Genomic DNA, 13,279 nt, shown 5'->3' on the forward strand with positions numbered 1-13,279 from the left:
GGCCGATGACGCTGATTTTACGAAGATATTGCTGATTTTTCTGCGGCTTTTTTGGCTTTGACTCTGGCAATGGCTGCCGCCACCGCCGCTTTACGCGGATCGTCCGTCGGGTTATTCACGGCTTCGCTGGCGACGGGAGTGGTGATGGCATCTTGTTGATTTTGCGCGGCTTTTTTGGCTTTGACTCTGGCAATAGCCGCCGCCACCGCCGCTTTACGCGGATCGTCCGTCGGGTTATTCACGGCTTCGCTGACGACGGGAGTGGCGCTGTCATCTTGTTGATTTTGCGCGGCTTTTTTGGCTTTGACTCTGGCAATGGCTGCCGCCACCGCCGCTTTACGCGGATCGTCCGTCGGGTTATTCACGGGTTCGCTGGTGACGGGAGTGGCGCTGTCATCTTGTTGACTCTGCGCGGCTTTTTTGGCTTTGACTCTGGCAATAGCCGCCGCCACCGCCGCTTTACGATCGTCGGTTGATTCTGGTGTAGACGTTGTCGCTTCGCGTTTTTCTGCCTGACGTGCTCGAGCCTGTGCTTTTCTGGCTTCTCGAGCGGCGATGATGGCACTGTTATCTGGCATTTCACCTGGTTGTACGTTAATCGCTGTGTCGGAAGATTTCTGCGCCGCAATTCGCTCCATCGCAGCCTGTACTGCCTGTTGATCGCTATCGGTCAATTTGACCGCTGCTTGTTTATGTCGTTGTTCTCTAGCCTGTTTTTCCCGTTCCAGACGAGCCTGTTTGGCCTCAAAACGCGCCTTGGCTTCGGCCGCTCGCGCAGCCTCCTGATCCAGCGCTTTAATTTCGGCTTTTTCTTTTCTGTAATACTGCACTAACGGAATATTACTCGGGCAAACATAGGCACAGGCACCACACTCAATACAATCAAACAGATTATGATTGCGGGCTTTTTCATGCTCTTCGCCGCGGCTGAACCAGTAAAGCTGCTGTGGCAACAGCCCCGCCGGGCAGGCATCGACACACAGCCCGCAGCGAATACAGGCTTCTTCCTGCTCGCTGATACCGATCTCGGTTTCAGCGGGAGCCAGAATACAGTTACTGATTTTGACTATCGGCACATCCAGACTTGGCAGCGTAAAGCCCATCAGTGGGCCGCCCATAATCACCATTGGCTGCGCTTGCGGAGTAAAGCCAGCCAGCGCCAGCAGATGGAGCACCGGCGTACCGATCCTGGCCCAGAAATTGCCGGGACGAGAAAGGGCGTCGCCGGTCAGAGTCACGACACGCTCAATCAGCGGTTCGCCGTCGATAATAGCTCTTTTGATCGCGACGACGGTTCCAACGTTTTGCATCAATACACCGATGGCTGAGGAATGCTTACCGAAAGGCACTTCCTGACCGGTCAGAATTTTAGTGAGCTGTTTGGCTCCGCCGGAAGGATATTTGGTCGGTATGACGCGTAACAGAATCGACGGATGGCCGGCCAACGACTGCTTCAGGGCTTCAATGGCTTCCGGTTTATTGTCTTCGATGCCAATCAACACCCGCTCAGGTTGTAGCAAGTGAATTAAGATATTGATTCCGCTGACCACTTCGTCGGCATGATCCTGCATCAGTCGATCATCGGCGGTAATATAAGGTTCACATTCGGCGGCGTTAATGATTAAGGTTTTAACGCCGTTTAAACCACCCTGTAATTTGCTTGCCGTAGGGAATCCCGCGCCGCCCAGCCCGGCAATACCGGCCTGATGAATACGTTCCAACAAATCGTGGGGCTGAGCCTGCTGATAATCGGGTAGGGGATGGCGTTCACACCAGCGGTCTTCTCCATCCGGTGTAATATGTACACAAAGCTCGGCTAAACCAGATGGATGCGCAGTCGTGTGTGGCGCAATCGCAGTGATCAAACCGGATGTCGGCGCATGAACCGGGACGGTGCGTCCGCGCCCAACGGTCAGCGGCTGACCTTTCAACACGTTATCGCCCGCTTTTACTCGTAGTTCGCCTTCCGGCCCTAAATGCTGCTGGAGCGGGATAATAAATTGATCGGGAAGCGGCGCAATACGCATGGGTACGCGGCTGGATTGCACTTTCATTTCCGGTGGATGAATGCCGCCATCAAAGTCCCAGATTTTATCTTTCTTACGCGGTGTAAATAGCTTAAACATGTTGCTCCACGTCGATCAATTTCACTGGAATAATCTGTGATGGGACGGTTTTCACCGGAATAGCGTTGAGATCCCACTTCCAGTTGGCGGTCGTGGTAGGAACCGGAATCATTTCAATACAATCGGTTGGGCAAGGATCAACGCATAAATCACAACCGGTACAGAGATCCGGCAATACTGTATGCATGGCGCGGGTTGCGCCCACAATGGCATCGACCGGGCAGGCCTGAATACACTTGGTGCAGCCAATACAGTTGCTTTCATCAATAAATGCCACTTTCCGCACCGGATTGGCCAGCGTTTCGTCGCCGTCCAACGGTTGCGGTTCTACGCCCAGTAAATCAGCCAGTTTAAGCATAACCTGCTCGCCGCCGGGGGCACATTTATTGATTTTTTCGCCGCTGTTGGAGACCGCTTCAGCATAAGGACGACAGCCGGGATAGCCACATTGGCCACACTGGCTTTGTGGCAGAAGCTCGTCGACCTGCTCAACGATGGGATCTTCGTCTACCTGAAACCGGCGCGCGGCAAAGCCTAGCACCACACCGGAAATTAGCGCTAGCATGCTGAGTGCGCCAATAGCAATCCATAACGACATCATTAGAATTTCACCAGCCCCGTAAAGCCCATAAAAGCTAATGACATCAGCCCGGCCGTAATCAATGCAATGGAGGAACCACGGAATGGCGCGGGAACATCGGCGACCGCCAGACGCTCGCGGATAGCCGCGAAGAGAACCATCACCAAAGAGAAGCCCGCCGCGGCGCTAAAACCGTAAACGGCTGATTGAAGGAAATTATGTGACTGGTTCACGTTCAGCAGGGCCACGCCCAATACCGCGCAGTTGGTTGTAATCAATGGCAAAAATATCCCCAGCAGACGATATAGCGCCGGACTGGTTTTGCGTACCACTAACTCGGTGAATTGCACCACTACGGCAATAACCAGAATGAATGCCAGCGTTCGTAAATAAACTAGCCCCAAAGGCAGCAAAATAAAGCTGTTCACCATCCACGCGCATACCGACGCCAGCGTCAGTACAAAAGTGGTTGCCAGCCCCATGCCGATAGCGGTTTCCAGTTTTTTGGAAACGCCCATAAACGGACACAGGCCAAGAAATTTGACCAGCACAAAGTTATTTACCAGAACGGTGCTAACGAACAAAAGCAGGTATTCAGTCATTGCGGAACCTAAAAAAATAAAAGCCGCCTATTATCCGAAATTGGCGGCCTGACGACAACAGATGAAATGCAGGGTTATTGCATTTTTCCCTCGATTTTATGGGGAATTAGTGCGTTGCGGCCTTAAATCTCCGTAAAAGTCCCTTTTACCCGAACAGATTTTTGCATATAGGGTACAAAGCAAGCTGCTGCCAACAGAGGCCAGCCGAGGGCTCTCAGGGCAACTTCATCGGAAATTGGTGCGAAGGCGAAGGCTTTCAGTGCCAGAAGAACCGTCAGCAACAGCCACAAAATAAACAGTTTAGGGAAACGGCGGGAACGGCTGCAAAACAGCCATAGCATCCACAGCGTGAAGCCCCACATAAACAGCGTTGTCACCACAGAAAAGTACCATTGAAGGGTAAATGCCTGTGAGTTGGCCATAAGGTATTCCCGCGACTCTGGTGTGACCACCGCCATAGCATACAGTGCCAACATCAACGTAGCGCTGAGCAAGGTGACAATCAGATAGGCCATTGGTGCCAGTAACCAACCGCCGATTCGCTGATATTCTTCAGAGTGAGACATGACAAAACCTTATTCTTCATTACGCATTAATGGCCGGATAACCGGCCAACAGATCGTTAGCTTAACCCGTAGATATGCCCTTCGTCATCTATATCAATATGATGGTAGGCAGGCAAACTACCTAGCCCCGGCATGGTCATGATATTCCCAGCGTAAACCCGAACAAAACCGGCTCCGGCGGATACGGCGCAAGAAGTAATCGGTAGCGTGAAGTCACGGGGAACGTTCTTTTTCGCGGGGTCTGCACTGATTGATAACGGCGTTTTAGCAACGCACAGCGGCAAGTGACCAAAGCCCTGCTCGGTAATATCCGCCAGTTGCTGGCGCGCCAGCGGGCTGAGCAGTACCTCTTTGGCTCCATAACGTTCGGCTAAACGGTTCAGTTTGGCTTCCAATGACATGTCGTTCGAATAAGGCAATTTCGGTGTATTAGGGTTGTCGCAGGCTGCCAGTACGCTGCGTGCCAGTTGCTCAGTGCCTGCACCGCCGGTGGCAAAGGCATGGCTAAGTTCGCAGGCCTGCGCTCCGGCAGATAAGGCGAAATCTTGCAGGAAGGCAAGCTCCTCCTCGCTATCGGTCGGGAAATGGTTTATGGCGACGACCACAGGTAAACCGTAGCTGGCGGCATTATCAATATGCCATTTCAGGTTAGCGCAACCCTTGGCGAGCAGAGGAATATTGCTGTCAGCAATTTCTGCTGGCAAAGACTGGCCCGGTTTAATGTCAAAATCGCCGCTGTTAGCTTTGAGGCTGCGTAACGTAGCCACCAGAACCACGCAGGAAGGAGCGATGCCAGATTGGCGATATTTGATATTGAAGAATTTCTCCATCCCCATATCTGAGCCAAAACCGGCCTCGGTGACGACACAATCTGCCAGTTGCAGGCCTAAACGATCGGCGAGTACGGATGAGTTACCGTGCGCGATATTGGCGAAGGGGCCCGCGTGAATCAACACCGGCGTTTGCTCGCTGGTTTGCATTAACGTTGGGTGAATACTGTCTTTCATCAACGCAGTCATGGCACCCGCTACGCCTAAATCATCGGCGGTAATAGGTTGACCGCTGGTGGAATAAGCCAGAATAATTCGGCCGATACGACGGCGCATATCCTGCAATCCCTCCGCCAGCGCGAGAATAGCCATAAGCTCCGAAGCGGCTGTTATTTCTACGCGGTCGGCTCGTTCCACGCCGTGGCTGCCACCTCCCACCCCTACGGTAATCTGGCGCAGAGCACGATCGTTATGATCCAGTACCCTTGGCCATAGAATGCGATGTGGATCGATACTTAGCCGTTCCATGCCGGTCTGCGGGCCGAAATCCTCACCTAGACGTTGTTCGTGGTAAAGGCGAGCGTCCAGTGCGGCGGCGGCCAGATTATGGGCTGAACTGATGGCGTGGATATCGCCGGTCAGATGAAGGTTGAGCTTTTCCATCGGTAAAACTTGCGACGCGCCACCGCCGGCGGCACCGCCCTTAACGCCAAACACCGGGCCAAGACTCGGTTGACGAATACAGGCGACACACCGCACGCCGAGTCGGTTGATGCCTTGGCTGAGCCCGATGGTTGTGACGGTTTTACCTTCGCCTAATGGGGTAGGTGTAATGCTGGAAACCAGGACCAATTTGCCCTGCGGCTTGTCGGCATCAATACAATCGATATCAATTTTAGCCATGTGCTTCCCATAGGGAATCAAAGCTTCATCGGCTACCCCAAGGCTGCGGGCGACGGCCTCAATAGGCAGCAAAGCAGGGGCAACGGGCTTGTTTTCAATCGTCGATAATTTTTGTGTCATGGCGATAGGTGTTCCTGTTATTTGGCGGCAGAGCAACTGGCTGAACATAACCCGTGAATTATGTCATAGACCGGAGAGGAAGCTTGGCAGCAAATCAACAAAATGCGAATCAACGCGAAAAATAAAAAGAAACTGATGTAAATAAACCGGGGATATTGCAGAGGACTTGTTTTGAACATATTTTAACCATCAGTGCCGAGGGCGATTTGTTGATAATAATCCTCAAATAAAAATATTAAAAAATAATGTATTAATAGCTGTTAACTTTCATTATTAATACTTAATAAAGTTTTAATACTATTAAAGAAATGAAGTAGATAGAGATAGAGAACAAGAAAAAATAACCAAAATCTGTCCATATCGATTGTGATTCCCCTGCCTTTACCCTGAAGCGGATCGAGTTTATGGCATTAAATTTATATGATGTGTTTTTATTTTAATTCATTAAAAACAATATGATAAAGAAATGGGTTTATGATAAACCCTTAAAGTTGTATATTAAATGCATGTTTAAGGATATGATGATGCCTCGAACGATAGCCGATGGAACATTGATCACCGTTAGATTCAAACGATGAGCGAAGGAACGGCAATACATTCTAAATGATTTAGAACGAGGTAATGATGACGCAAATATCAATGTCAGATATGAAAGATAAAGGGCGTTTAATCACAGACTGGCGGCCGGAAGATGCTATTTTCTGGAAACTACGTGGTCAATTTGTAGCAAGACGGAATCTCTGGATTTCTATTTTCTGTCTGCTATTGGCTTATTGTGTCTGGATGTTATTTAGCGCATTGGCAGTTAATTTAAATCACGTCGGATTTTCATTTTCGGCAGACCAACTGTTTATGCTGGCCGCATTACCTTCGGTATCTGGCACGTTATTGCGGGTAGCTTATTCCTTTATGGTGCCAATTTTTGGTGGTAGACGCTGGACCGCGGTGAGCACGGGGTTTTTGATTATCCCCTGCGTGTGGCTAGGTTTTGCGGTGCAGAACCCCAAGACCACCTTTGAAACCTTCGTCATTATCGCTCTACTATGCGGGTTTGCCGGAGCCAATTTTGCTTCCAGCATGGGAAATATCAGCTTCTTTTACCCGAAAGATAAACAAGGGCAGGCGCTTGGTTATAACGGCGGTTTGGGCAATATTGGCGTAAGCCTGATGCAATTGGTGGTACCCATTGCTATTTCGGTTTCGTTGTTTAGCGCCTTTGGCAGCGCAGGGAAACTGATGCCCGATGGGGAAACGCTGTGGCTGGAGAATGCGGCGTGGATCTGGGTCATTCCCCTTGGCATCGCCACGCTACTGGCCTGGTTTGGCATGAACGATCTGGCGATGAACAAAACTTCCGTCGGCAAACAGTTCGGCATTTTGAAGAACCGCCATTTATGGGTTCTGGGATTATTGTATCTGGCGTCTTATGGCTCATTCATCGGTTTTGCCGCTGCTTTTGCCATGCTATCCACCATTGAATTCCCTGAGGTCGAGATACTCTATTACGCCTTCTTTGGCCCGTTTCTCGGTGCATTAGCGCGCTCCGTGGGCGGAATCATGGCGGATCGTTTTAGTGGCGTATTGGTCACCGCGCTCAATTTTGTTGTGATGGCGCTACTGATCCTGTTGTTGATTATGACATTACCGGATGCTAATAGTCCTGGCTCGTTTGTTGCTTTTTTCAGCGTCTTTATGCTGCTGTTTATCACTGCAGGGCTGGGCAGCGGTTCAACCTATCAAATGATCGCGGTGGTCTTTCGTAAAAGTACTGCCGACAAAATAAAAGCGCAGGGCGGCAGTCAGGAAGAAGCGGAGCGTCACGGCGTGGCTGATACCGCCACCGCTCTGGGCTTTATTTCCGTGATTGGTGCATCGGGTGGCTTCTTTATTCCGAAAGTCATGGGCTCGTCATTGGCAATGACCGGCTCGGTCTTTACAGCAATGTTGTTTATTTTTGTGCTTTATATTTTATCCATCACGATGACTTGGCTGGTTTATGGCAGAAGAAAAGGGTGTTAACGTCCGCCATAACGCCAGAGAAAAGTTGTTCAGTGTTTACAAAGAGGGTTATATGCAGGAACTCATTTGCTACAAAAAAATGCCGGTTTGGAACAGTCGCACGTTGCCTGCGATGTTCCAGGAAAAACACAATACCAAAGACGGTACCTGGGCCAAGCTGACGATATTGCAAGGCGAGCTGACTTTTTCATTGCTCACGGAAGACGGGGAAGACATTGAGTCCTTCATTTTTAGCAAGGTTAACCAGCCGAAAATGATCGAGCCGCAGGTATGGCACCGGATTGCGTCTTTCTCTGATGATATAGAATGCCAGCTAGAGTTTCTCTGCACGCCAGAAGATTTCTATCATAAAAAATACGCTTTGACGCCGACTCATTCGGAGGTTATCAACGCTGCCCGTCTGATAACACCTTGTAAAGCGATGGATTTGGGCTGTGGTTCCGGCCGTAATTCACTGTATCTCAATCTGCTCGGTTTTGATGTGGATGCCTGCGATCACAACGCTCAGTCGGTGGAATTTATTGATGAAATTATTGAAAAGGAAGGGCTGCAAAACATCCATACGCAGGTACGTGATATTAACGATCTGGTGATCGACGGTCAGTACGGTTTAATTTTATCTACCGTGGTGTTTATGTTTCTCGACCGTCAGAAGATACCGGCGATTATCGACAATATGCAACAATCGACTCAGCCTGGCGGTTATAACCTGATCGTGGCCGCGATGTCTACGGATGATTACCCGTGCAATATGCCTTTTTCCTTCACCTTTAAACACAATGAGTTGAAAGAATATTATCGGGATTGGACTATCGTGAAATACAACGAGGACCTTGGGGCTTTGCATAAGAAAGATGCAGAAGGCAACAGAATCAAACTGCGCTTTGCCACTTTATTAGCCAAGAAAGATTAGCCAAGAAAGGTTAGCAAAAAATGTTTGCGAAGAAAGATTAGCTAAACATGTTTACGAAAAAGTGAGTTAAGAATAATAGTTAGCCAAACATAGTTAGCCAAGGCAAACGAGTGTGCGAATCAATATCCGGTCGAGCGAATCAAGGGGGATAGGCTAAAAACGCAATGTCATTATGGATAAATAGCATGATGAATAAACGCAATGACGCTCTCAAAGTCGCTGTGCCGTATATTGAGCGTTTGCGATAGCTATAGCCTTAAAGGAATAAGGCGCAATAAAAACGCTCTGGCCACTACGGAGCAGAGCGTTTTTTCATCGTCATGATGTTATTTGCGATTACGGTTTTAAAGCGATTAACCTCAGCGAGGTGGGCAACCGATATTTAGCGTTGATCGCCGTTGCTTTCAATCACTTTTTGATACCAGAAGAAGCTTTTTTTACGTTGACGCGCGAGCTGCTTTTGGTGATCAACGTAGACAAAGCCATACTGCTTCTGGAATCCATTAAGCCAGCTGAGCAAATCGATAAATGACCAAGGGTAGTATCCGCGTACATCCGCCCCTTGCTTGATTGCATCTTCAATAGCACCGATATGCTGGTTGAGATAATCAATACGATCGTCGTCCACCACTTCGCCATCGATAATAGGATCTTTAGCGCCTAAGCCATTTTCGGTGATGTAGATCGGAATATCACCATAACGGGCTTTGATATTCATGATGCCTTCGGTCAGACCTTGAGGGTAGATTTCCCAATCCCAGTCGGTGTAAACGCCGTTTGGATTACGGACAAACTTGAACAGTCCTTTGAAACCGAATTCATTACCCTGCTGGTGGCCTGCGCCTTTTTGCCCGGTTGTATTAATCTTTAGCTGAGTATCCTGATTATTGGCGGCGATAGTCTCGCGCTTATAGTAATTCAAGCCAATAAAGTCGCAGATATTGCTGCGTAACAGTGCGTCATCCCCTGGTGCAAACCTCGGAACTCCCCAGATAGCCTGAGCTTGCTCCAGCAACTCGGCAGGATATTCGCCTTTCAGCACAGGATCGTATAGCCAGTGGGTGAAAATGCCTTCAGCCAGATTGAATGCCGCCATATCTTCCGCAGAGTGGCTCAGCGGTGTATGGGTTTGCAGCACGTTCACAAAACCAATCTTCCCGTCGATACCGCAGGAACGGAAAGCCGCTACTGCTTTAGCGTGAGCCACAAATACGTGGTGACAGGCTTGAATGGCGCGCGCAGGTTCCTGAACGCCCGGTGGGTGCGCGCCAGTAATATATCCGAAACCAATGAAACACACAGTTTCATTGAATGTTGACCAGAGTTTGACCCGATCACCGTATGACTCATAGCAAAGGCGAGCATATTCTTCGAAAGCATCGGCAGTACTGCGAGCTTCCCAGCCGCCTTCATCCTGTAATGCTTGAGGTAAATCCCAGTGATACAGGGTAATCATTGGCTCAATGTTGTGTTCCAACAAAGCATCGATCAAATCGCTATAGAATTTTACGCCGGCTGGATTGACTTCCCCACGGCCCGTAGGTAACAGGCGAGGCCAGGAAATAGAGAAACGGTAACTTTTCATTCCCATTTCGGCCATCAACGCGACGTCTTCACGGAAGCGATGGTAGTGATCTACGGCCACATCGCCGTTCGTTCCCTGATAGGTCGTACCCGGTAAATGGGAGAAGGTATCCCAGATGGAAAGGCCCTTGCCGTCGGCGTCGTAAGCCCCTTCAACCTGATAGGCGGCGCTGGCGGCGCCCCAGAGGAAATCTTTTGGAAAAGCAGACATAAAACATTCGCTCCACGTAAATTGAAAATGGGATCGTCCAATTTGTTAAGTTTAGTGTAAGCGGAATAGATTTATTCCTGCAACCGGTTTCTGAAACCGGTTGCAGGAAAATGAATGTCACTTTGCGCAACATCAATTTTAATCGGTATGAAGAGAATTTCAGAAGAAAACAGAAAAATTCAGCATGTGTGGGAGCGATTTATCACCTTGTCAGATGGGTAACAACCGACTTTAAACATACCAGACAATCCAGTATGAGAACCTGATGCTAGTAAGCGTTTTTGCGGGAAGAACGCATAAGATTCTGAATAAATGAGGGGGAGGTTAACGCGGGTTGAGTGGGATGAATCACTGATTATTGACATCTAGATAGCTGATTAAGAAGGGCTTCGCGTCAATGATTTCCCGGTAGAGAGGAGCAATGTTATATCACCGCCGCAATATTGAACCTCATGATCTTTATCTATCGCATCGTCTATCGCGAGGACGGTATCACCTGGAGAATAGCGATCACATCGTGCGGATTTAGCCTGATTGTCCGGGTGGAAAGGGAATTAGCTCTTGTTCAGAGTGACATCATGGTGTCAAATCGATCCAGATTTAAAATAGAAAAAGCTAATGGCGAGAGGATAAACGATGGCTGAAAATATTAGAGTTGGGTTGCTGGGCTACGGTTATGCCAGTAAAACCTTTCACGCGCCGCTGATTTCGGGGACTCCCGGCGTAGAATTTGCGGCCGTCTCCAGCAGCGATGCCAGTAAAGTGCACGCCGACTGGCCGTCGGTTACCGTGGTGAACGATGCTCAACATTTATTTGACGATCCGAGCATCGATGTCATTGTTATTCCTACTCCCAATGATACCCACTTTCCATTGGCGCAACGGGCGCTGGCCGCAGGCAAGCATGTGGTCGTGGATAAGCCGTTTACCGTGACGCTGTCACAAGCTAACGAGCTAAAACGCCTGGCAGATGAGGCCGGTTTGCTATTGTCGGTTTTTCACAATCGTCGTTGGGACAGCGATTTTCTGACGCTGAAAACCTTGCTGAAGGAAGGTGCGTTAGGAGATGTCGTGTATTTCGAATCTCATTTTGATCGCTTCCGTCCGGAAATTCGTCAGCGCTGGCGGGAACAACCCGGAGCCGGCAGCGGTATCTGGTATGACTTAGGGCCACATTTGCTGGATCAGGCGTTGCAGCTGTTTGGATTGCCGGAAACCCTTAATGTCGATCTTGGTTTGCTGCGTCCCGGCGCACAGTCGGTGGACTATTTCCACGCGGTATTAAGCTATCCTAGCCAACGTGTTGTGTTACATGGCACGGTGCTGGCGGCGGCAGAAACGGCGCGTTATATCGTTCACGGCACTAAAGGCAGCTATATTAAATACGGTCTGGATCCGCAGGAAGATCGCCTGAAAGCCGGTGAACGCCTACCTCAAACCGATTGGGGCTATGACATGCGTGACGGAGTCGTGACATTGTCACAAAATGGCGTATTGGTGGAACAGCCTTTGCTGACGCAGCCGGGTAATTATCCAGCTTATTATGCTGGCATTCGCGATGCCATTTTGGGTGTAGGCGAGAATCCCGTCCCTGCAACCGAGGCGATTACCGTAATGGAATTGATCGAACTGGGGCTGGAATCAAATAAACATAAGCAAGCGTTGCCGGTTAATCCCCGTTAGCACTAACCATTAATACAGGCTATGAGTAATAGCTTTCCTGCACTTTTGATAATTACGTCTATCGTTTAGGTCTATTATTGATGGTTTCCTCTGATTGATATTTTTTATTAATCGGAGGCATTTTGATTGAAGGAATACAGTGGCATGTCTTGGTTGCAACGCTTACGTATTGATACGTTTTTACTGGTATTAATTGGGGTGGTGATCATCGCCTCTTTTTTCCCCTGTGAAGGGGAAACCAAAGTGTGGTTTGAACGATTGACCACCGCGGCCATTGCGCTGCTGTTTTTTATGCACGGAGCTAAATTATCCCGCGCGGCAATAGTGGCCGGCATGGGGCACTGGAAGCTGCATCTGGTGGTATTCCTCAGCACTTTTGCGCTATTTCCGCTGTTAGGGCTGGGAATGAACGTGTTGGTGCCGGGAATTCTAACGCCAACGCTGTATTTGGGATTCCTGTATCTGTGCGCCTTGCCTGCCACGGTACAATCGGCGATTGCTTATACCTCGGTTGCAGGTGGAAACGTGGCGGCGGCGATTTGTAGCGCCTCGGCGTCCAGTATTCTCGGCGTTTTCTTGTCACCGTTGCTGGTGGGCGCGCTGATGCAAACTCAGGGCGGCAGTACAGATACCTTGCACGCCATTGGTTCTATCATCATGCAATTGATGGTGCCGTTTATCGTCGGCCATTTGTCCCGCCCACTGATCGCCAAATGGGTCGAGCGCCATAAAAAACTGGTCAATATAACTGACCGGTCATCGATTCTGCTGGTGGTTTATGTGGCTTTCAGCGAAGCGGTGGTGGAAGGTATCTGGCATCAAATCGACGGCTGGTCGCTGCTGGCGATTCTGGTGTGTTCGCTGGTGCTGCTGGCTATCGTTATTGTAGCGAATACGCTGGCTGCGCGTTGGCTAGGCTTTAATACCGCCGATGAAATTACCATTGTGTTCTGCGGCTCGAAGAAAAGTCTGGCCAACGGGATTCCCATGGCCAATGTACTGTTCCCGGCTTCCGTGGTCGGCGTAATGGTATTGCCGTTGATGATATTCCATCAGGTACAATTGATGGTGTGCGCGGTGCTGGCACAGCGTTACGCTCGTCGAGTGGCGCGTGAGCGGGATGCGAGCGGAAAACGGGAGCAGGGCGAAGCCTGAGTTCACTCATTTATCCACTGATTTTAATCATAAAAAAGGGTCAGATC

General features: G+C 49.6%; 10 protein-coding genes. 4 read left to right on the top strand and 6 right to left on the bottom strand.

The features are described 5' to 3' along the window. Positions 1 to 17 precede the first annotated feature (17 nt). The 5 genes from rsxC to ACQ4OC_RS03370 all read right to left on the bottom strand — a co-directional run bounded on the left by rsxC (position 18) and on the right by ACQ4OC_RS03370 (position 5,667). On the bottom strand, positions 18 to 2,126 hold the full coding sequence (rsxC, locus tag ACQ4OC_RS03350) for an electron transport complex subunit RsxC (protein ID WP_430970929.1): 2,109 nt from the start codon (positions 2,124 to 2,126) through the stop codon (positions 18 to 20). Next, on the bottom strand, positions 2,119 to 2,727 hold the full coding sequence (rsxB, locus tag ACQ4OC_RS03355) for an electron transport complex subunit RsxB (protein WP_064513703.1): 609 nt from the start codon (positions 2,725 to 2,727) through the stop codon (positions 2,119 to 2,121). Before rsxB ends, rsxC begins: the two co-directional genes overlap by 8 nt. Beyond that, positions 2,727 to 3,308: an electron transport complex subunit RsxA gene (gene rsxA, locus ACQ4OC_RS03360; protein WP_064513705.1), complete on the bottom strand. Its 582-nt coding sequence runs from the start codon at positions 3,306 to 3,308 to the stop codon at positions 2,727 to 2,729. Before rsxA ends, rsxB begins: the two co-directional genes overlap by 1 nt. Positions 3,309 to 3,430: 122 nt before the next feature. Continuing rightward, a complete protein-coding gene (locus ACQ4OC_RS03365; protein ID WP_064513710.1) occupies positions 3,431 to 3,874 on the bottom strand; it encodes a DUF2569 domain-containing protein in 444 nt (147 codons plus the stop codon). A gap of 56 nt (positions 3,875 to 3,930) precedes the next feature. Further along, positions 3,931 to 5,667: a formate--tetrahydrofolate ligase gene (locus ACQ4OC_RS03370; RefSeq protein ID WP_162975152.1), complete on the bottom strand. Its 1,737-nt coding sequence runs from the start codon at positions 5,665 to 5,667 to the stop codon at positions 3,931 to 3,933. Between the two features lie 624 nt (positions 5,668 to 6,291). Between ACQ4OC_RS03370 and ACQ4OC_RS03375 the strand changes: the two genes are divergently transcribed. Both ACQ4OC_RS03375 and tehB read left to right on the top strand, forming a co-directional pair. Continuing rightward, on the top strand, positions 6,292 to 7,686 hold the full coding sequence (locus ACQ4OC_RS03375; RefSeq protein WP_064518257.1) for a NarK family nitrate/nitrite MFS transporter: 1,395 nt from the start codon (positions 6,292 to 6,294) through the stop codon (positions 7,684 to 7,686). 52 nt (positions 7,687 to 7,738) lie between these two features. Then, positions 7,739 to 8,599 carry an SAM-dependent methyltransferase TehB gene (gene tehB, locus ACQ4OC_RS03380; protein WP_120805587.1) on the top strand — a complete coding sequence of 287 codons (861 nt, stop codon included), beginning with the start codon at positions 7,739 to 7,741 and terminating at the stop codon, positions 8,597 to 8,599. A 382-nt stretch (positions 8,600 to 8,981) separates the two neighbouring features. Here tehB and ACQ4OC_RS03385 read toward each other — a convergent pair whose 3' ends face one another. Beyond that, positions 8,982 to 10,394 carry a glycoside hydrolase family 1 protein gene (locus tag ACQ4OC_RS03385; RefSeq protein WP_064513712.1) on the bottom strand — a complete coding sequence of 471 codons (1,413 nt, stop codon included), beginning with the start codon at positions 10,392 to 10,394 and terminating at the stop codon, positions 8,982 to 8,984. Between the two features lie 636 nt (positions 10,395 to 11,030). Here ACQ4OC_RS03385 and ACQ4OC_RS03390 point away from each other — a divergent pair. Together ACQ4OC_RS03390 and ACQ4OC_RS03395 are read left to right on the top strand one after the other, a co-directional pair. Beyond that, on the top strand, positions 11,031 to 12,077 hold the full coding sequence (locus tag ACQ4OC_RS03390) for an oxidoreductase (protein ID WP_430970930.1): 1,047 nt from the start codon (positions 11,031 to 11,033) through the stop codon (positions 12,075 to 12,077). A 144-nt stretch (positions 12,078 to 12,221) separates the two neighbouring features. Further along, complete coding sequence (locus tag ACQ4OC_RS03395) at positions 12,222 to 13,232, top strand: bile acid:sodium symporter family protein (RefSeq protein WP_120805483.1); 1,011 nt, start codon at positions 12,222 to 12,224, stop codon at positions 13,230 to 13,232. The last annotated feature ends 47 nt before the right edge of the window (positions 13,233 to 13,279 follow it).

Source organism: Yersinia sp. J1, from assembly GCF_050586585.1.
GTDB lineage: Bacteria > Pseudomonadota > Gammaproteobacteria > Enterobacterales > Enterobacteriaceae > Yersinia > Yersinia entomophaga.